At 46.1% G+C, this 19,596-nt stretch carries 17 protein-coding genes and 1 tRNA gene; 14 read left to right on the forward strand and 4 right to left on the reverse strand.

From position 1 onward, the window contains the following. Positions 1 to 63 precede the first annotated feature (63 nt). From B0182_RS05580 to B0182_RS05590, 3 genes are all read right to left on the reverse strand, one after another. The gene (locus B0182_RS05580; RefSeq protein WP_078273968.1) at positions 64 to 942 is read right to left on the reverse strand and encodes a cell division protein ZipA C-terminal FtsZ-binding domain-containing protein; all 879 of its coding nucleotides are present in this window, start codon (positions 940 to 942) and stop codon (positions 64 to 66) included. 126 nt (positions 943 to 1,068) lie between these two features. Beyond that, positions 1,069 to 2,031 carry a ferrochelatase gene (gene hemH / locus B0182_RS05585; protein ID WP_078273969.1) on the reverse strand — a complete coding sequence of 321 codons (963 nt, stop codon included), beginning with the start codon at positions 2,029 to 2,031 and terminating at the stop codon, positions 1,069 to 1,071. 133 nt (positions 2,032 to 2,164) lie between these two features. Then, the gene (locus tag B0182_RS05590) at positions 2,165 to 2,344 is read right to left on the reverse strand and encodes an oxidoreductase-like domain-containing protein (protein ID WP_078273970.1); all 180 of its coding nucleotides are present in this window, start codon (positions 2,342 to 2,344) and stop codon (positions 2,165 to 2,167) included. A gap of 110 nt (positions 2,345 to 2,454) precedes the next feature. On the opposite strand from B0182_RS05590, the gene B0182_RS05595 reads away from it, so the two are divergent. The 3 genes from B0182_RS05595 (at position 2,455) to B0182_RS05605 (ending at position 4,235) form a co-directional block, all read left to right on the forward strand. Next, a complete protein-coding gene (locus tag B0182_RS05595; RefSeq protein WP_078273971.1) occupies positions 2,455 to 2,772 on the forward strand; it encodes a BolA family protein in 318 nt (105 codons plus the stop codon). Positions 2,773 to 2,818: 46 nt separating this feature from the next. Beyond that, on the forward strand, positions 2,819 to 3,211 hold the full coding sequence (locus tag B0182_RS05600) for a hypothetical protein (RefSeq protein ID WP_078273972.1): 393 nt from the start codon (positions 2,819 to 2,821) through the stop codon (positions 3,209 to 3,211). 130 nt (positions 3,212 to 3,341) lie between these two features. Further along, a complete protein-coding gene (locus tag B0182_RS05605) occupies positions 3,342 to 4,235 on the forward strand; it encodes a DMT family transporter (RefSeq protein WP_078273973.1) in 894 nt (297 codons plus the stop codon). A gap of 57 nt (positions 4,236 to 4,292) precedes the next feature. Here B0182_RS05605 and B0182_RS05610 read toward each other — a convergent pair whose 3' ends face one another. Then, positions 4,293 to 4,769, reverse strand: a complete 477-nt coding sequence (locus tag B0182_RS05610) for a DUF302 domain-containing protein (RefSeq protein WP_078273974.1) — start codon at positions 4,767 to 4,769, stop codon at positions 4,293 to 4,295. A 132-nt stretch (positions 4,770 to 4,901) separates the two neighbouring features. On the opposite strand from B0182_RS05610, the gene B0182_RS05615 reads away from it, so the two are divergent. The 11 genes from B0182_RS05615 to B0182_RS05665 all read left to right on the forward strand — a co-directional run bounded on the left by B0182_RS05615 (position 4,902) and on the right by B0182_RS05665 (position 19,547). Next, positions 4,902 to 4,977: transfer RNA gene (locus B0182_RS05615), tRNA-Trp, on the forward strand. A 57-nt stretch (positions 4,978 to 5,034) separates the two neighbouring features. Further along, positions 5,035 to 5,544, forward strand: coding sequence for a preprotein translocase subunit SecE (gene secE / locus B0182_RS05620; RefSeq protein WP_029102315.1), 510 nt, complete (start codon positions 5,035 to 5,037; stop codon positions 5,542 to 5,544). Between the two features lie 36 nt (positions 5,545 to 5,580). Beyond that, a complete protein-coding gene (gene nusG / locus B0182_RS05625; protein WP_228157853.1) occupies positions 5,581 to 6,114 on the forward strand; it encodes a transcription termination/antitermination protein NusG in 534 nt (177 codons plus the stop codon). A gap of 179 nt (positions 6,115 to 6,293) precedes the next feature. After that, a complete protein-coding gene (gene rplK, locus B0182_RS05630) occupies positions 6,294 to 6,725 on the forward strand; it encodes a 50S ribosomal protein L11 (protein ID WP_062498951.1) in 432 nt (143 codons plus the stop codon). After that, complete coding sequence (gene rplA / locus B0182_RS05635) at positions 6,725 to 7,426, forward strand: 50S ribosomal protein L1 (protein WP_029102312.1); 702 nt, start codon at positions 6,725 to 6,727, stop codon at positions 7,424 to 7,426. The genes rplK and rplA overlap by 1 nt, the downstream gene beginning before the upstream one ends. A 316-nt stretch (positions 7,427 to 7,742) precedes the next feature. Then, entirely contained in the window at positions 7,743 to 8,246 is a 504-nt protein-coding gene (rplJ, locus tag B0182_RS05640; RefSeq protein ID WP_078273976.1) for a 50S ribosomal protein L10, read from the forward strand. Positions 8,247 to 8,318: 72 nt separating this feature from the next. After that, a complete protein-coding gene (gene rplL, locus B0182_RS05645; RefSeq protein WP_078273977.1) occupies positions 8,319 to 8,693 on the forward strand; it encodes a 50S ribosomal protein L7/L12 in 375 nt (124 codons plus the stop codon). 371 nt (positions 8,694 to 9,064) lie between these two features. After that, positions 9,065 to 13,171, forward strand: coding sequence for a DNA-directed RNA polymerase subunit beta (gene rpoB / locus B0182_RS05650; RefSeq protein WP_078273978.1), 4,107 nt, complete (start codon positions 9,065 to 9,067; stop codon positions 13,169 to 13,171). A 73-nt stretch (positions 13,172 to 13,244) separates the two neighbouring features. Then, positions 13,245 to 17,474 carry a DNA-directed RNA polymerase subunit beta' gene (rpoC, locus tag B0182_RS05655; protein ID WP_078273979.1) on the forward strand — a complete coding sequence of 1,410 codons (4,230 nt, stop codon included), beginning with the start codon at positions 13,245 to 13,247 and terminating at the stop codon, positions 17,472 to 17,474. A 414-nt stretch (positions 17,475 to 17,888) separates the two neighbouring features. Next, positions 17,889 to 18,227, forward strand: coding sequence for a P-II family nitrogen regulator (locus B0182_RS05660; protein WP_078273980.1), 339 nt, complete (start codon positions 17,889 to 17,891; stop codon positions 18,225 to 18,227). 42 nt (positions 18,228 to 18,269) lie between these two features. Beyond that, positions 18,270 to 19,547 carry an ammonium transporter gene (locus B0182_RS05665; protein WP_078273981.1) on the forward strand — a complete coding sequence of 426 codons (1,278 nt, stop codon included), beginning with the start codon at positions 18,270 to 18,272 and terminating at the stop codon, positions 19,545 to 19,547. Positions 19,548 to 19,596 lie beyond the last annotated feature (49 nt).

Here is a 19,596-nt window from a genome sequence, read left to right on the forward strand (position 1 = left end):
AATAGGTAAATTTTAACGTTTAAAAAACCGCCCTATCAAAGACGGCTTTTCAATCATGGTTGATTAACGGTAATCGGCAACTTTGGCACGCAGTTTTGCCAAATACGCCCCGTCTAAGATATAGCCTTCATCATCATGCACATCGGCATTGATGTCTTTGGCTATCATCTGAGCGACCGACACCATGCTGTCAAAACCACGCAAGGCATGGGGGTGTGGCAAAGACAAGAACAACGATAATGCACTAAAATGACTGTCAGTTAAGGTGTTCAAATCAAAGCCTTCCACCGAACCGTCATAGCCCACACCCAACATGCTAAACCACAGCTTGCCCGTGCCGTCTTCACGCTCATAACGATGATACATGTTCATCACGCCATATTTTAGCCCATAGGCTCTAACGATATCAAGCACCGCCCTGCCTGAGAGTCCATTGTATTGGTCTTTGGGGGTGATGACGACCGTGACTGTCTCTTGGGCGTTGAGCAAGGGGTCGTTGTCTTGGTCAAAGGCTTGCTGTTCTTCGAGATGACGGTCAAGCACAGGCGAGTTTTGGACAAAGTCACTTGACGGCTCGGTAAACCGCTCTTTTTTAATGGGTTCATCGGCTAGTATGTCGGCACCATCATCTTGGGGGGCGTTATGAGCATTAGGGTCTTGGCTTGCGACCATGGCAAGGCTTGACAGAGCGTCCGCTTTGGCCTCATCAGCCAGCTCTCGCCCTGATTTGACAGGCTTGGCACTGACCGTCTCATTTTGGCTCTGCGTCCCCACCGATAATGCCGACTGCCCCCGCTCATCTCGGGGCAAAATCGGCAAACCGTCCTTGTACGCCAATGTCTTGGTATCGCCTTCAAAATCCTTGGCAAGCATACTGCGGATAATCAACCACAGCCCCAGCAAAATGACCAATACAACGACTATCGTCAAAAAAGTACTCATAGCACCAAATTCCAAAAATCTTTTTCAAATAAATTTTGTTAGTTTATCACGCCTGCTTGATTTAGTCATCTATTTTGGCGGTAAAATTTTGGCATTTGGGCATAAAATTGGCATAGCAAAGCACACTTACAAATACCGCCCCACCATGTCCGCCATGAGCTTGATATGTAACTCATCGATATTTAGAGCAGGGATATACTCATACGACTTACCGCCAGCGTTGATAAAGTTATCACGGTTCTCCACCGCCAGCTCTTCTAAGGTCTCCAAGCAGTCAGCAGAAAAAGCAGGGCTTAGCACTTGCACCGACATGCCTTGATTGCCCCATTCAGTCAGAAGCTCATCGGTGTAGGGTTTTAGCCATTCTTGGGCTCCAAAGCGTGATTGGAAACTTATCGCCCATTCGTGTGTGCCAAGTCCTAGCTCGCTTGCCACTAGCACTGCTGTTTTACGACACTCATCGGCATAAGGGTCGCCCTTGTCAGCATAGGGCTTAGGAATGCCGTGAAAGCTCATGAGTAGCCTGTCCGCTCGCCCATGCTGTGCCCAAAATTTGCGGATACTGTCCGCCAACGCCTGTATGTATAACGGGTGGTCGTGATAATCTCTGGTAAACTGCACGGCGGGCATATTACGCTTTTTCATGCAGTACTCCGCCACTTTATCAAACACCGCCCCTGTGGTCGTTGCCGAATATTGTGGGTACAACGAAAAGACGATAAAGTCATCATAGCCTTTATCTTGTAAATCCGCCATGACCACCTTGATGTTAGGATTGCCATAAGTAGTCGCAGGGACAACAGGGATGTTTTTGCCCTGCTTGGCAAGGTGGTCTTCAAGCAGGCTTGCTTGCTGTTTTAAAATCGCTAGCAGGGGTGAGCCGTCTTTTGTCCATACGCTTTGATACGCATGAGCGACACGTTTGGGACGGGTGGTTAATACAAACAGATTAAGGATAATTTGCCAAATAAAGGGTGGAATCTCAATCACCCGAGTATCGGACAAAAACTCACGCAAATAACGGCGAACGCCCTGTGGGGTTGGTTCGTCAGGCGTGCCTAGATTGACAAGGATAATGGCGGTTTTCATGAATGTTTATCATTTAAAAGTTTAACTTAGTTTATCATTTTTTGGAAAAATTGCGAGAATTATTTGATAAATTTTATCATTGAGAAATTTAATGAAATTTTAATCATCTTTGGATAATCTCATAAAATCCCAATCACTCATTTTTATCAATCACATGACCCCATTTGGCATCATAATCCGCTTTTTGCATTTTATAAATTTCAAATACACACAGCTCATCACAGCCATTATCACAGCATTCATAATCTTCGGGCGGTTCGGGTGGGGGTGGAATGCCGTTTGGGATTTCGGTTTCTAATGAATGGTCGCTCATAATGGTCTCCGCGGTTTAGGTAAATGATTTTTGATAATTGTTTTGATAAATGGTATTATAACCCCTAATTTAAGCCTTTTTAAACTTTTTAAACAAATAAAAGCCACATCATGAACACCCAAACCGCCCTAACCCATGCCCTAACCGCCCTGCACCCCACGCACATAACCTTAGATAACGAAAGTCATATGCACGCAGGGTACTTTGACGGTAAAGAGAGTCATTTTAAACTCATCATCGTCAGTGATGAATTTGTCGGCAAACGTCTGGCGTCTCGTCATCAGCTTGTCTATGGTTTGGTCAATCCCTATCTGACCACACAAGGCGGTACGGTACACGCCCTTGCCATTCACGCCTACACGCCTGATGAATTGGCAAGCCTATCATCTGCCCCAAACAGCCCCAACTGTGCCGGACAAAATAAATAATCCCAGCCTTTATACTTTACACACCCTTTTTAAAATAGGTATCTTTATGAAAAAAACACTCATCTTACTGACAGTTGTCGCTGTCGCTCTCACAGGCTGTGCCACCACCAACATCGCTCCCCAATACGTCAATCCTGCCAATTATCAAGGCCATGATTGCACCGTTTTACAAAGCGAAGTGGCTCGCATTAGCCAAACCGCCAAAGCCACCGAAAATCAAAACATCGGACTGTCCGCCACAGGTATCGGCATTGGTCTTGCTGGCGGTCGTGGCGGTATCTACCCAACCATCAGTGTGGGGGCAGGGCTTGGCAGTGGGGCAAGACAAGCCAAAACCAACACCCTAGCCAAACTCTATGGCGAGCATGATGCGATGATTGTCGCCGCCCGCCAAAAAGGCTGTGCTTTTGCTCAAAATGTCAAGATTTATGGCGAGTAATTAGAGCGTATCTGCCTTTTATATTTGCAATAAAAAACAAGATTTGGTCATGTAGTTTATTTCTACAATATTTCTAAAATTTACATTATGTGATAAAGGCTCAACACGCTCTGGTTAAAAAGGACTGACCATGCCCTGCGTAAACGCCCCCAACACCCAAAACCTATTTTCCATGATAGGCTTAGTCATCGGCTGTGTACTGTTTGGGCTTGGCAGTCTGATTGTCGCCCATGTGGATGGCGTGGGGGCGTATGCCATGGCGTTTTGGCGACTGAGTGTGTCGGCACTCATATTTTTATCGCTTGCCCTGATATTTCGCCAGCCGTTTCCTAGTTCACGCCGTGAGGTCATCTTGGCACTCATCTCAGGCGGTGCGTTGGGGCTTGATTTGGGGCTTTGGCATGAGAGCATCTATGCCGTAGGGCCGGGTATTTCTACTTTATTAAATAGCTTGCAGATTTTCTTTTTGGCATTCATCGCCTTTCTTTGGTTTGGCGAAAAACAGACCAAATTACAACTGTTTAGCCTGGTACTTGCGTCGATTGGCGTGGCACTCATCGCAAGCCCTGAGTTTGCCCACAACTCGTCCGCTTTGTGGGGTTTTGTGTCGGGGATTTTGTCAGGGGTGTTTTTGGCGGTGTCCATGTCCTTTGTCAGACGCACGCATGAAGTGGCAGATGTGGCGATTTTTCCCATGATGACTTTGGTGGGCGTGGGCGGTGCGTTGGCTCTGTTGCCACTCATGCTGATGTTTGATATGAGCAAAATCATGCCAACCACACTGCCCGAATGGGGCTGGATATTGGTCTATGGGGCGGTCATGCAGTGCATGGCGTGGGGGCTGATTGCGTATTCTATCCCAAAAATCGCCTTGTCTTTGACGGGGCTGTTGCTTTTGACTGAACCTGTTGCCACGCTCATTATTGATTATTTTTGGCTAGATAAACCAATTAACGCCATGCAATGGGGTGGGGCGTTTTTGGTAATGTTTGCCATTTATTTGGGTTCGCCTAGAAAGGGGTAGTTAAAAAAACGGCAGTAAATTGGGCAAGGAATTTACCCAATTTACTGCCGTTTTGAATTATTGCCCCAACACCGTTTTAATCAACTTTTCGGCATTGGCAAGGGTATTTGCCACATCAGATGGCTGTATTTGACTGCCTTTAATCAGCTGATTGGCAGGGGTGTAGATGACTTGCACTTGTCCGTTTGTTTCGGTGATGAGTACTTTTAAGGGCAGTACCAAGGCAAACCCAGGGTCTTTTTGCATGAGTGGCGTACCTGCTTTGGGGTTGCCGTAGATAAGGACGGTGGCAGGTTGCATGTTCATGCCAACTTCTTGGGCAGATTTGGCGTGGTCAATGACGGCAAATACGGTCATACCTTTGCTTTCAATGGTGGATTTTAGGCGATGAACGGTGGTATCAAAATCATAAGAGCTGATTAGGGTGGTGTGAGTCATGGCGGTGGCTTTTGTGGGTTCGTGAACAGGATTGGTGGTGGCACACGCACCGAGCGATAAGGCTAGGGCGAGCAGGGGTAGGGCGAATATTTTCATGATAATTTCCTAAAAATAAAAATATCCTAACACTAAATGAGATGAAAAGAAAGCCAAAAATTTTAGTAAAATTTTAAAAAAATACTTGCAAATGCCAAAAATATGTATATAATAGCAGTCCTTAACACCCTTAGGCGACTGGCTCAATTGGTAGAGCAGCGGACTCCAAATCCGCAGGTTGGGGGTTCGAGTCCCTCGTCGCCTGCCATCTTTTTATTTCCCCTTTTTTTAATCATCACTTCCTTATTTTAAGGAAACCTTTTGCATGAGCGACAATAAGAATAATCCCCAAAACGACACCAAAAGCGATTTAGAAACTCGCTTGGCAGACGCCAAAGCCACTGCCGAGAGTCTACTAAATAAACGCAAAGCCGTTGTCGTCTCCGAAGAAAATGTCGTTGATGTGGCAACCACTCGCTCTGGCGTGGATATCGTGCTGTGGCTCATCGCCATTGTTGCTTTGATTAGCTCTACACTCATTTCTACCTATTTGCCACGTTATTGGGCACCTGCCACTGAGTCAATCACTCAGCTACTTATCACAGCAGGACTTGTATTGTTAGCGGTGATTTGTCTTGCTTTTACCCATCAAGGGCGAGCCTTTAATGTATTGCTAAAAGATGCAGGCATTGAGCTTCGCCGTGTGACATGGCCGACCAAAAACGAGACCTTTAAATACACATGGCAGGTCATTGTGGTGATGATTATCGTGGGTTTTATCGTATGGCTACTGGATAATTTATTTAATTATCTGCTTGGGTTTATTTTGCATTAATCTTATCTCTTATCGGCTTATATCATTAGGAAAATCATCATGCGTTGGTATATCATTCAAGCATTTTCAGGTTATGAAAAACAAGTTCAACGTGCCTTAATTGAACGTATCAAAAGAAGTGAGTTGTCTGAGTATTTCGGTGATGTGCTTGTGCCGACCGAAGAAGTGATTGAAATGCGTGATGGCAAAAAACGCACTGTTGAGCATAAACTATTCCCAGGTTATGTGCTTATTGAGATGGAAATGCGTGAAGATACATGGCACGTGGTCAAAGACTGCCCGAATATCTCAGGCTTTATCGGTGGTACCAAAGACCAACCTGCACCCATCACCAAGGTCGAAGCCGACCGCATTCTAAACCGTATCAATAAAGGTGCAGACACCCCAAGACCGAAGACCATGTTTGAGCCAGGTGAAGAAGTGCTTATCATTGACGGGCCTTTTGCCGACTTTAAAGGCATGGTCAAAAAAGTGGATTATGAAAAATCCAAACTGTCTTTGACGGTCAGCGTGTTTAGTCGCCCAACAGACGTTGAGATTGAATTTACAAAAGTTGAAAAAACAGTTTAATTTTTTATAAAAACCTGTTATAATAGTCTTTTAGCTCTGGACAGATGTTCGGGGCTTTTGATTGACAGACAAATCAGCACCGAGCTGATTGTCATTTAGGTGAATTTGAAAGCATTTTCAGATTTGAACATCATGGGGAGCTATTTTAGCGTTATCACCCACCATTGGAGATTATTCTCATGGCAAAGAAGATTGATGGCTACATCAAGCTACAAGTGCCTGCTGGCAAAGCAAATCCATCCCCACCTATCGGTCCTGCTTTGGGTCAAAAAGGCGTGAACATCATGGCGTTCTGTAAAGAATTTAACGCCGCTTCTGCAAACATCGAACCAGGTCTGCCAATTCCTGTGGTTATCACCGTATTTAATGACAAGTCATTTACGTTTGTGATGAAGTCACCACCTGCGGCAGTATTGCTACGTAAAGCAGCTGGCATTGCCAAAGGTTCTGCTGTTCCTAACAAAACCAAAGTTGGTACAGTAACTCGTGCTCAACTAGAAGAAATCGCCAAAACCAAAGAAGCGGATTTGACCGGTGCTGACCTAGACGCAGCGGTACGTACCATCGCTGGTACTGCTCGCTCAATGGGTCTTAATGTGGAGGGTGTATAATGGCTAAGCTAACCAAGCGTCAAAAGCTAATTGCTGAAAAAGTAGATAGCAACAAACTATACACCATTGAAGAAGCGGTTGAGGTTCTAAACAGCCTACCTGCCTCTAAATTCAAAGAGTCTATCGACATCGCCATCAACCTAGGTGTTGACCCACGTAAATCAGACCAAGTGGTTCGTGGTGCGACCAACCTACCTGCTGGTACTGGTAAAACCAAACGTGTTGCGGTATTTGCCCAAGGCGCTGCTGCTGACGCCGCTAAAGAGGCAGGTGCGGACGTTGTTGGCTTTGAAGACCTAGCAGAAAGCATTAAAGCCGGCAACCTTGACTTTGATGTGGTCATCGCTTCTCCTGATGCGATGCGTGTTGTTGGTCAGTTGGGTACTGTATTGGGTCCACGTGGCTTAATGCCAAACCCAAAAGTTGGTACAGTCACTGCCGATGTTGCTACTGCGGTTAAAAACACCAAAGCAGGTCAGGCTCAGTATCGTGTAGATAAAGCAGGTATTATCCATGCTTCTATCGGTCAAGTAGGCTTTACTGGTGAGCAAATCGAGCAAAACGCAACTGCTCTACTAAATGACCTAAAACGTGCTAAACCAGCAACTTCTAAGGGTATTTATATCAAGAAGATTACGCTATCTAGCACCATGGGTCCTGGTCTTGCCATTGACCCAGTACCACACCGTGCCAACAAATAATCCTTGATGGATTTGGGCGAAAAATCACAAATTGCTTGCTTTTTGAGATTTTTCGCTTATAATGGTTCAATTTTATGACAAGTTACCCGCATGACTTACTCATAAAAACAAATTTTAAGACATTAGCTCAGCACAACGGGTTGTGCTGTCTAAGACCGTAGGTGTTGGTGGTTATTCTTAAACATCAGCCTAATGAATGGGTAAAATCATTCGCCTACGCAGACGGTGAAAATCTCGCCGTATATTCGGTGCAAGTCCTTATTTATATTGGCTTGTAAAATTAATTATCACTTAGTGATAAATATGGAGACAACCCATGGCACTAAATCTTCAAGACAAACAAGCAATTGTTGCTGAAGTAAATGAAGCTGCCAAAGTTGCCCTATCTGCTGTTGTTGCCGATTCTCGTGGCGTGACAGTGGGTCAGATGACCGAACTTCGTAAACAAGCTCGTGCAGCAGGCGTTGAGATGCGTATCGTACGTAACACGCTACTACGTCGTGCCTTAGAAGGTACTGACTATGCTTGCATGAATAATGTTTTCGTAGGTCCTACCTTGATTGCATTTTCAAATGAACACCCAGGTGCTGCGGCACGTCTGTTCAAGGAATTTGCCAAAGGTAATGACAAGTTCGAAATCAAAGGTGCAGCTTTTGAAGGCGAATTTATTGATGCAAAATCTATTGATAAACTCGCAACCCTACCTACTTACGACGAAGCGATTGCACGTCTGATGGGTACCATGAAAGAAGCCGCAGCGGGCAAACTGGCTCGTACACTTGCCGCTCTTCGCGACAAAATGGAAGCCGAAGCCGCTTAATCTTAGACATCGGTTATCGCTTTTATTTAATCAAACTTTTTATTCAATCTTTATTTCATAGGAATAATTGCTATGTCACTAACTAACGAACAAATCTTAGATGCTATCGCAGCTAAATCAGTTATGGAAATCGTTGAGCTTATCTCTGCGATGGAAGAAAAATTCGGTGTATCTGCTGCTGCTCTAGCTGCTGCTCCTGCTGCTGGTGGCGACGCTGGCGGTGCTGCCGAAGAAAAAGATGACTTCAACGTTGTTATCACCTCTGGTGGCGACAAGAAAGTTGCTGTTATTAAAGTAGTGCGTGAAGTTACCGGTCTAGGTCTAAAAGAAGCCAAAGACCTAGTTGAAGGTGCACCACAAACTATTAAAGAAGGTGCTTCTAAAGCTGAGGCTGAAGAGCTTAAGAAGAAACTTGAAGAAGCCGGTGCTTCTGTTGAACTTAAATAATCTAAGTTTAACCGCTTAACTCATTTTTCTTAGATTGATAATCATCAATTTAATACAAGAAATTTGATAAAAACTCCATTTTGTTATTGCAAGATGGGGTTTTTTGCTGTATAATTGGGTATTTGACCTTTTGTGTTAGCACGGTCTTTTAAGCTGGTGTCAGCACACTTCAAAAAGGACAAACGCTCCCTATGCACAAGCCACATTTTTAAAGTTTTTGATAAGCTAAATGCGATATCGTGTTTGGCGTGTTTTTGTGTCTTTGATATTTAAAAATGTAGGGCAAAAAGAGCAGTGGTTGATTTTTGAAGGTTGGTAGTTTTCTGGTACTCAATCAGAGTACTTTTCTTAGTTTAACGTAAGGATTCTTAATGGCATATTCTTATACTGAAAAAAAACGTATTCGTAAAAGTTTTTCTCGTCTGCCTGATGTGATGGACGTGCCGTACTTGCTCGCCATTCAGGTGGATTCTTACGAGCAGTTTTTGCAAGAACACAAAAAACCTGCTGCCCGTGCCAACATCGGTTTGCAAGCAGCTTTTTCATCTATTTTCCCCATAACCAGTCATTCTGGCAATGCTGAGCTACAATACGTCGAATATTATCTGGGTGAGCCTGAGTTTGATGAGCGTGAATGTATCATGCGTGGTTCAACTTTTGCTGCTCCCCTACGCGTCAAAATTCGCCTAGTGGTCAAAGACAAAGACGCCAAAGACAAAGAAAGTAGAGCAGCGATTAAAGACATTCGTGACCAAATCGTGTACATGGGTGAGATTCCGCTCATGACCGATAATGGTACATTCATCATCAACGGTACTGAGCGTGTGATTGTCTCACAACTTCACCGTTCACCTGGTGTGTTCTTTGACCACGACAAAGGCAAATCGCATTCTAGTGGTAAAGTACTTTATAATGCCCGTATTATTCCTTATCGTGGCTCATGGCTTGACTTTGAATTTGATGTCAAAGACTTGGTGTATGCCCGTATCGACCGTCGTCGTAAATTGCTTGCAACCATCATCTTGCGTGCCATTGGCATGAATACAGCAGATATTTTGTCCACATTCTTTGAGACTGTGGATGTCTTTAAAGGCGATAACGGTTTTGAAGTTGAGCTTGTACCTGAGCGTCTACAAGGTGAGATGGCACAGTTTGACATTGTCTCGCCTGAAGGCAAGGTCATTGTTGAGCAAGGTAAGCGTATTAACGCCCGCCGTATTAAGGAAATCCAAGCGTCTGGCATGACCAAATTGGCGGTGCCTGACGAGTATCTGTATGAGCGTATCCTTGCCGAAGACGTGATTTATCATGATGAAGTGCTTGCCCGTGCCAACAGCTTGATTGACCATGAATTGCTGGTTAAGCTGGCTGATAAGAACATCAAAGGCTTTAAAATCCTGTTTACCAATGATATCGACCACGGAGCGTATATCGCTGACACACTGCGTGCCGACACGATTACCACGCGTGAAGAGGCACTCATTGAGATTTATAAGGTCATGCGTCCAGGTGAGCCACCAACCTTGGAAACTGCCGAAAAACTGTTCGAATCGATGTTTTTTAGCCATGAGCGTTATGACTTATCAAACGTTGGTCGCATGAAGTTTAACCGTCGTTTGGGCCGTGATTTTGTAGACAGCGACAGCATTGACGTGCAACGTGAGCAGGGCGTGTTGTCCAATCAAGACATCATTGATGTCCTAAAAGAGCTGATTGAGATTCGTAACGGTCGTGGTGAGGTTGATGATATTGACCATCTAGGTAACCGTCGTATTCGTTCGGTGGGCGAGATGACCGAAAACCAATTTCGTATCGGTTTGGCTCGTGTGGAGCGTGCGGTCAAAGAGCGTCTGACCGCTGCCGAATCTGACAACTTATCGCCCCAAGACTTGATTAACTCTAAGCCTGTGGCGGCGTCTATTAAAGAGTTTTTTGGTTCATCACAGCTGTCTCAGTTCATGGATCAAAATAACCCCCTGTCAGAGATTACGCACAAACGTCGTGTCTCTGCCTTGGGTCCTGGTGGTTTGACTCGTGAACGTGCAGGCTTTGAGGTGCGTGACGTACATACCACGCATTATGGTCGTGTGTGTCCGATTGAAACGCCCGAAGGTCCAAACATTGGTTTGATTAATTCATTGGCGGTGTTTGCCAAGACCAATAACTTCGGCTTTTTAGAAACGCCTTACCGTCGTGTTGTGGATGGCAAAGTAACCGATGACATCGAATACATGTCCGCCATCGAAGAAGTGGGTACGGTTGTTGCCCAAGCGGACTCGCCCATGAACGAGCATGGCGAGCTGACCGAAGAGATGGTGATGGTGCGTTATCATGGCGAATCGGTGCGTATGAGTCCTGATAAAGTAACGCACATGGATGTTTCGCCACGTCAGGTGGTGTCGGTGGCGGCAAGTTTGATTCCGTTTTTGGAGCATGATGATGCTAACCGTGCCTTGATGGGTTCGAACATGCAACGCCAAGCCGTACCAACTTTGCGTGCTGACAAACCGCTTGTGGGTACAGGCATGGAGCGTCACGTGGCTCGTGACAGTGGCGTGTGCGTGGTTGCCAAGCGTGGCGGTGTGATTGAAGATGTTGATGCCAGTCGTATCATCGTGCGTGTCAATGAATCTGAGATGACCGCAGGTGAGGCAGGTATTGATATTTATAACCTTGTCAAATATACTCGCTCCAACCAAAACACCTGTATCAACCAACGTATTATTGTCAATGCCGGCGACGTGATTGCTCGTGGCGACATCTTAGCTGATGGTCCATCTACTGACCTAGGCGAGCTTGCTTTGGGTCAAAACATGCGTGTGGCGTTCATGCCGTGGAATGGCTATAACTTCGAGGATTCTATTTTGCTCTCTGAGCGAGTGGTTCAAGAAGACCGTTTCACCACGATTCATATTCAAGAGCTGACCTGTGTGGCTCGTGATACTAAGCTTGGACCAGAAGAGATTACAGGCGATATTCCAAACGTAGGCGAGGCTGCCCTATCAAATCTTGATGAAGCGGGTATCGTCTATATCGGTGCCGAGGTAGATGCAGGCGACATTTTGGTGGGTAAAGTAACACCAAAAGGCGAAAGTCAGCTGACGCCCGAAGAAAAACTGCTACGTGCCATTTTTGGTGAGAAAGCGGCGGATGTCAAAGACACATCTTTGCGTGTACCATCATCAACCAAGGGTACGGTCATTGACGTGCAAGTCTTTACTCGTGATGGATTAGAAAAAGACAGTCGTGCCAAGGCTATTGAAAAAGCCATGCTTGATGACTATCGCAAAGACCTAAAAGAAGAACTTGTGATTTTTGAGGCGGCAGCACGTGGTCGTATCATCACACTGTTAGATGGCAAAAAAGTCTCAGGCGGTGCAGGCTTTAAAGCAGGCACGGTGCTGACAGGTGCTGAAATGGAGAGCTTGCCCTTGGAGACTTTGCTTGACATCCAACCTGCCGAAGAAGAGATTTCTGAGCGTCTAACTCAAATTGCTGAGTATCTGACTGATAAGCAAAAAGAGATTGATGAGAAATTTGCTAAGAAAAAAGCCAAACTAACCGCAGGCGATGACCTAGCTCATGGCGTACAAAAAATCGTCAAGGTCTATCTGGCGGTAAAACGTCGTATCCAACCTGGCGATAAAATGGCAGGTCGTCATGGTAACAAGGGTGTTGTCTCTCGTATCATGCCCGTTGAAGACATGCCTTATGACGAAAACGGCAATCCTGTGGACATCGTGCTAAACCCACTGGGTGTACCATCTCGTATGAACATCGGTCAGGTGTTGGAGACGCATTTGGGGATGGCGGCACGTGGCTTGGGTGATAAGATTAATGCCATGTTACGCTCGCAAGCCGCTGTTGGCGAGTTGCGTGAATTCTTAGATAAGATTTATAACCAAGTTGGTGGCGAGCAGGTGGATTTGGACAGTTTGTCCGATGAAGACATTCTAGCCATGGCTGAGAATTTGCGTGCTGGTGTGCCAATGGGTACAGCGGTCTTTGATGGTGCCAAAGAAACACAAATCAAAGAGCTGTTGGAGCTTGCAGGGCTTGATAAATCAGGTCAGCAAATGCTATATGACGGACGCACTGGTAAGAAGTTTGACCGTCCTGTCACGGTTGGCTACATGTACATGCTAAAACTTAACCACTTGGTTGATGATAAGATGCATGCCCGTTCAACTGGTTCTTACTCACTCGTTACTCAGCAACCACTTGGTGGTAAAGCCCAGTTCGGTGGTCAGCGTTTCGGTGAGATGGAAGTGTGGGCGTTGGAGGCATATGGTGCAACCTACACCTTGCAAGAGATGCTGACTGTGAAGTCGGATGATGTTGAGGGTCGTACTCGCATGTATAAGAACATCGTGGACGGTGAGCAGTACATGAATCCGGGCATGCCTGAGTCGTTTAACGTACTGACCAAAGAAATTCGCTCTTTGGGTATTAACATTGACCTAAAAGAGAAAAAGTAATTGCTGTTAAGTTAGGTGCTTGTCTTTGATAAGCACCAGCTTGCGATGACATAAAACTAAGCGGAGAAGTCATTTGAAAGATTTATTAGACATCATGAAAGGCCCTGCTGATGGCGGGGTAAAAGAGTTTGACAGCATTCAAATTTCTTTGGCAAGCCCTGACACCATCAAATCATGGTCGCACGGCGAAGTCAAAAAACCCGAAACCATTAACTACCGAACCTTTAAGCCTGAGCGTGACGGTCTGTTTTGTGCCAAAATCTTTGGGCCTGTCAAGGATTTTGAGTGTTTGTGTGGCAAATACAAGCGTCGCAAATTTCAAGGTATCATTTGTGAAAAATGTGGCGTAGAAGTGACTGCCGCCAAAGTTCGTCGTGACCGCATGGGTCATATCGAGCTTGCGTCGCCTGTTGCCCACATTTGGTTCTTAAAATCCTTGCCAAGCCGTATCGGTCTATTGCTTGATATTACCTTGCGTGATATCGAGCGTGTGCTGTATTTTGAAAGCTATATTGTCACCGACCCTGGTATGACAGGTCTTGAAAAATACCAACTGCTGGATGATGAGCAATATTTTAATGCCTTAGAACAATACGGCGATGAGTTTATTGCCAAGATGGGTGCAGAAGCCGTTCAAGACTTGCTAAAAGATATTGATGTCGATGGCGAGATTGATGAGCTGCGTGCGACCATTCCCCAAACAGGCTCTGAGACTAAACTCAAAAAGATGTCAAAACGCTTGCAACTGTTAGAGGCGTTCCGTGATTCGGGTAACAAACCTGAATGGATGGTGATGACAGTTTTGCCTGTATTGCCACCTGATTTGCGTCCATTGGTACCACTTGAAGGCGGTCGTTTTGCCACGTCTGATTTGAACGATTTGTATCGCCGTGTCATCAACCGTAATAACCGCCTAAAACGCCTGTTGGAGCTAAATGCCCCCGACATCATCGTGCGTAACGAGAAGCGTATGCTTCAAGAAGCGGTCGATGCCTTGCTTGATAACGGTCGTCGTGGACGTGCCATCACAGGTTCAAACAAGCGTCCATTAAAATCGCTTGCAGACATGATTAAAGGTAAGCAAGGTCGTTTCCGTCAAAACCTTTTGGGTAAGCGTGTGGACTATTCAGGTCGTTCGGTGATTGTGGTAGGTCCAACCCTACGTCTGCACCAATGCGGTCTGCCTAAGAAAATGGCATTGGAGCTATTTAAGCCGTTTACTTACGCCAAATTATTGCAAAACAACATTGCCCAGACCATCAAAGCTGCCAAAAAAATGGTAGAGCGTGAAGAGCCTGTGGTGTGGGATATGCTCGCCAGCGTCATTCGTGAACACCCTGTGCTACTGAACCGTGCCCCAACACTTCACCGTCTAGGCTTGCAAGCCTTTGAGCCTGTGCTTATTGAGGGTAAAGCCATTCAGCTCCACCCACTCGTATGTGCGGCATTTAACGCTGACTTTGACGGTGACCAAATGGCGGTACACGTGCCATTGACCCTAGAAGCTCAGCTTGAAGCTCGTGCCTTGATGATGTCTACCAATAACATCCTATCGCCTGCCAACGGCGAGCCGATTATTGTGCCATCACAAGACGTGGTGCTCGGTCTGTACTACATCAGCCGTAGCCATGTCAATGCCAAAGGCGAAAATATGGCGTTTAGTACTGTCAATGAAGCCTTGCGTGCCATCGGTTCTGATGACTTATCTGTCAATGCCAAAATCAAAGTGCGTGTTACTGAGACGATTTTGGATGAAAGAACTGGCGAGAAAACCACCAAGACTGAAATCAAAGACACGGTTGCAGGGCGTTTGCTGATTTGGAACATCATGCCAGAGGGCATGGCATTTGAAGAATGCAACAAAGAGATGACCAAGAAAAACATCTCTAAACTGCTAAACTCATGCTATCGCAAACTGGGTGTTAAAGAATCTGTTCTGTTTGCTGACCATTTGATGTATCTAGGCTTTGCCCAAGCGACCTTGTCAGGTATCTCAATCGGCATGGAAGACATGGTGATTCCGCCGAACAAGAAAGAGATTGTTGATACTGCGGACGCTGAGGTGCGTGAGATTGAACAGCAGTTTGAGGGTGGTTTTGTTACCGCAGGTGAACGCTATAACAAGGTGGTTGATATTTGGTCTCGTACGTCTGATAAAATCGCCAATGCGATGATGGATAACTTATCGACTGATGAAGTGGTGAACAGTCAAGGTGAGATTGAGAAAGAAAAATCCTTTAACTCCATCTACATGATGGCAGATTCGGGGGCTCGTGGTAGTGCCACGCAGATTCGTCAGCTTGCTGGTATGCGTGGCTTGATGGCAAAACCAGACGGTTCTATCATTGAGACACCGATTAAAGCGAACTTCCGTGAAGGCTTGACGGTATTGCAGTACTTTATCTCAACGCACGGTGCCCGTAAAGGTCTTGCTGATACCGCCCTAAAAACTGCTAATTCGGGTTATCTGACCCGTCGTTTGGTAGACGTAGCACAGGACTTGGTGATTACGCATGATGACTGTGGCACCGATGCAGGACAGCTCATGACCCCCGTGATTGATGGTGGTGAGATTGTTGAGCGTTTGGGTGACCGTGTATTGGGTCGTGTGACCGCCAAAGATGTCATCAATCACGATGGCGAGGTAGTTATCCCCACAGGTACGCTGATTGATGAACGTCTGGTTGAAGTGCTGGACAATAACGCCATTGACGAGGTGTATGTACGTTCAGTTATCACCTGTGAAGCAATGCAAGGCGTATGTGCTAAGTGTTATGGTCGTGATTTGGCTCGTGGTCATCTTGTAAATATCGGCGAGTCAGTTGGTGTTATGGCAGCCCAGTCCATTGGTGAACCAGGCACACAGCTAACCATGCGTACGTTCCACGTGGGTGGTGCGGCAAGTGCAGCATCAGTAGACAACAGCGTATCAGTGGGCAATAACGGTACAGTGCGTTTTCATAACATGAAAACCGTAGAACACACTGATGGTCATTTGGTGGTTGTCTCTCGTTCGGCAGAGATTGGTGTGGCAGATGCCCAAGGTCGTGAGCGTGAGCGTTATAAAGTGCCTTATGGTTCTAACATCTTGGTGCGTGACGGTGCCGAAGTGGGTGCAGGTGATGTTATTGCCAAATGGGATTCGCATACCCATCCAATCATCACCGAGTTCGCTGGTACAGCACGATTTAGCGACATCGCCGATGGCATGACCGCAACGGTTAAGGTGGATGAAACCACAGGCATGAGCTCCTTTGAGATTTTGGCAAGCAAAGACCGTCCAAGTCTCTCCAAAGACTTACGTCCTGCCATCATCCTAGATACGACAGACGGGCGTGAAGTGGTGTACTTCCTACCTGCTGAGACCGTGATTCGTGTGTCAGAGGGCGAGACGGTAACCGCAGGTTCGGTGCTAGGTCGTGTGCCACAAGCCACATCAGGTACCAAGGACATTACCGGTGGTCTGCCACGAGTGGCTGATTTGTTCGAAGCTCGTAAACCAAAAGACCACGCCATTATGGCAGAGGTGAGTGGTACGGTGTCATTTGGTAAAGAAACCAAAGGTAAAAACCGCTTTGTCATCACCGATGAAGAGGGTAACGAACACGAAGAACTCATTCCAAAATGGCGTCAAATCAACGTCTTTGAGGGCGAGCATGTCGAGCGTGGTGAGATTGTCTCTGATGGTCCACAAAATCCACATGACATCTTACGCTTAAAAGGCGAGACGGCATTGGCGAATTACGTGGTTAATGAAGTCCAAGAGGTTTACCGCTTACAAGGTGTGAAGATTAACGATAAGCACATCGAGGTTATCGTTCGTCAAATGCTCCGTAAAGTAGAAGTGATTGATGGCGGTGATTCTAGCTATTTCAAAGGCGACCAAGTGGAATACACCAAAGTGCGTGCCTTAAACGAAGAGCTTATCGCTAATGACAAATTCCCAATCGTCTATGAGCGTCAGCTACTGGGTATCACCAAAGCATCGCTTGCCACCGAGTCGTTTATCTCAGCAGCGTCATTCCAAGAGACCACACGTGTCTTGACGGCGGCGGCAACGATGGGTAAAGTGGATGATTTGTCTGGTCTCAAAGAGAACGTGGTGGTTGGTCGCTTGATTCCTGCTGGTACTGGTTTGGCGTATCATCAAAACCGTCAACGCCTTGCTGAGCGTGGTTTGGAGCCAGTCATTACCGTAACCGAAGACCCGTACACCAAGCCTGCTGACCCACTACTGGCTGGAACAGATGTCAAAGATGACTTTGCAGCGGCATTTGCCAGTGAATTTGGTCAAAGTGAATAATCTCTAACAATAAAAAAGCTCGCTTAGGCGGGCTTTTTTTATGCCTTCTAAAATTCAAAACCAAAACTGATACAGCTAACAAATTTGAATTTTACTACGGAAACCGCAGTGCTTTTTCATTTTGTAGAGCGTGCTTTTTATCAAGGCAAATTGCCATTCATTTGATGGATTATGGGTAGTCTGTGTGTTGATTTTAATAGTTTTAAAAATTTATTTAACATAATATTTTAAAATAGTCCATTTTCATTTGTTTTCTCAACCAATCATCAAATTATAATTTATACTAATGATATATCAATAAAAATTTATAAATAAATTCTTTTTTATCAAAATAAATCGTTTTTCATTTGAGTGAAAATTTGCCATACTATGCCCAACTTATAATTTTTCATTATCTACCAATAGGATAATCTCATGAAAATGATTAGCGTGGTGTTAAAATCATTCAAGTTAGACGCAGTGCGTGAGAGTCTATCAGAGCTTGGCGTTGCAGGTATGACGGTTAGTGAAGTCAAGGGCTTTGGTCGCCAAAAAGGGCATACCGAGATGTATCGTGGGGCGGAGTATGTGGTGGATTTTTTGCCAAAAATTCGTCTAGACATCGCCGTCAGTGATGACATGGTACAAAGTGTGGTGGCATCTATCATGAGCGTGGCACAGACAGGTCATATCGGTGATGGTAAGATTTTTGTTACGCCGTTAGAGCAGGTGATACGCATTCGCACTGGCGAGATGAATGAGCAGGCTCTATAACTGGGTGAATTGATGGATTGGTAAATTTAATAAGGGGTGATTATGAAAATTTTAGCAAACAAATGGCAAATCGGCTGGCTACTGCTACTTGCCACAACCGTCCAAGCTGATGACGGCATCAACCACGGCAATAGTGCGTGGGTACTGACCGCCACGGCGTTGGTGCTGATGATGACTTTACCAGGTTTGGCACTGTTTTATGCTGGCATGGTGCGTAAGAAAAATATCTTATCAACCATGATGCACAGCTTTGGGGCGACAGCGGTGGTGTCGGTGCTGTGGGTGGCGATAGGTTATTCGTTGGCATTTAGTGATGGTGGTGCTTTGCAAGGGTTTATCGGTGGCACAGCATACGCCATGCTCTCTGGGGTGGGCATTGCCGAGAATAGTGGTGATATTCCTTTGGCGTTGTGGGTGATGTTTCAGATGACATTTGCGGTGATTGCGGTGGCGATTTTGGCGGGGTCATTGGCAGAGCGGATGAAATTCGGCTCATTTTTGTTGTTCTCAGGCTTGTGGGTATTGTTCGTCTATGTGCCAGTATGTCATTGGGTGTGGGGCGGTGGCTGGCTGACAGGCGATGCGTTGGACTTTGCCGGTGGGACGGTTGTCCATGTCAATGCTGGTGTGGGCGGTTTGGTGTTAGCACATCTGCTTGGCAAGCGTCAAGACTATGGGCGAGCCAACCTTGCACCGCACAACCTTGTCTACGCCCTAATCGGTGCAGGGCTGTTGTGGGTAGGGTGGTTCGGTTTTAATGGTGGTTCGGCTCTGGCAGCAGATGGCGTGGCAGCGATGGCAATCATTGTCTCGCAGGTGGCGGCAGCGATGGGATTATTGACGTGGCTGTTGTGTGAATATGTGGTGCGTAAACGGGCATCGGCACTGGGCGGCGCATCAGGGGCGATAGCAGGTTTGGTGGGCATCACGCCAGCGGCAGGATTTGTGGGTGTGTCAGGGGCGATGGCGATAGGCGTGCTGACGGCATTGGGCTGTTTTGCGATGATACATTATGGCAAAAAACGCCTAGGCGTTGATGATACGCTGGATGCTTTTGGACTGCATGGCGTGGGCGGTATCATTGGGGCGGTATTAACTGGTGTGTTTGTCAGCCAAGAGTTATATCCTGATGTGGGACATGAGAGCCTACTAACACAGCTGTGGCTACAAACCGAAGGGGTGCTGGCAACCATGGCATATTCGGCGGTGGCAACTTTTATTATTGGCATGGCAATCAAAAAGACCATGGGACTGCGTGTTGATGATGAAGCTGAGTATCAAGGGCTTGATTTAGCCATTCATGGCGAGAAAATTGGTTAAATCGATAAGCAAGGGCAGGATTTGTCCTTGGTTTTTCCAAAGGGTTTTT

The organism is Moraxella bovis (assembly GCF_002014975.1).
Taxonomy (GTDB): domain Bacteria; phylum Pseudomonadota; class Gammaproteobacteria; order Pseudomonadales; family Moraxellaceae; genus Moraxella; species Moraxella bovis.

Excerpts from the sequence above, each read along its gene's own strand:
- hemH (WP_078273969.1), bottom strand. The coding sequence starts at position 2,031 with ATGAAAACCGCCATTATCCTTGTCAATCTAGGCACGCCTGACGAACCA.
- B0182_RS05590 (WP_078273970.1), bottom strand. The coding sequence starts at position 2,344 with ATGAGCGACCATTCATTAGAAACCGAAATCCCAAACGGCATTCCACCC.
- B0182_RS05580 (WP_078273968.1), bottom strand. The coding sequence starts at position 942 with ATGAGTACTTTTTTGACGATAGTCGTTGTATTGGTCATTTTGCTGGGG.
- rpoB (WP_078273978.1), top strand. The coding sequence starts at position 9,065 with ATGGCATATTCTTATACTGAAAAAAAACGTATTCGTAAAAGTTTTTCT.
- B0182_RS05610 (WP_078273974.1), bottom strand. The coding sequence starts at position 4,769 with ATGAAAATATTCGCCCTACCCCTGCTCGCCCTAGCCTTATCGCTCGGT.
- B0182_RS05600 (WP_078273972.1), top strand. The coding sequence starts at position 2,819 with ATGAAAAAAACACTCATCTTACTGACAGTTGTCGCTGTCGCTCTCACA.
- rplA (WP_029102312.1), top strand. The coding sequence starts at position 6,725 with ATGGCTAAGCTAACCAAGCGTCAAAAGCTAATTGCTGAAAAAGTAGAT.
- rplK (WP_062498951.1), top strand. The coding sequence starts at position 6,294 with ATGGCAAAGAAGATTGATGGCTACATCAAGCTACAAGTGCCTGCTGGC.
- rplL (WP_078273977.1), top strand. The coding sequence starts at position 8,319 with ATGTCACTAACTAACGAACAAATCTTAGATGCTATCGCAGCTAAATCA.
- secE (WP_029102315.1), top strand. The coding sequence starts at position 5,035 with ATGAGCGACAATAAGAATAATCCCCAAAACGACACCAAAAGCGATTTA.
- rplJ (WP_078273976.1), top strand. The coding sequence starts at position 7,743 with ATGGCACTAAATCTTCAAGACAAACAAGCAATTGTTGCTGAAGTAAAT.
- B0182_RS05595 (WP_078273971.1), top strand. The coding sequence starts at position 2,455 with ATGAACACCCAAACCGCCCTAACCCATGCCCTAACCGCCCTGCACCCC.
- B0182_RS05660 (WP_078273980.1), top strand. The coding sequence starts at position 17,889 with ATGAAAATGATTAGCGTGGTGTTAAAATCATTCAAGTTAGACGCAGTG.
- B0182_RS05605 (WP_078273973.1), top strand. The coding sequence starts at position 3,342 with ATGCCCTGCGTAAACGCCCCCAACACCCAAAACCTATTTTCCATGATA.
- B0182_RS05665 (WP_078273981.1), top strand. The coding sequence starts at position 18,270 with ATGAAAATTTTAGCAAACAAATGGCAAATCGGCTGGCTACTGCTACTT.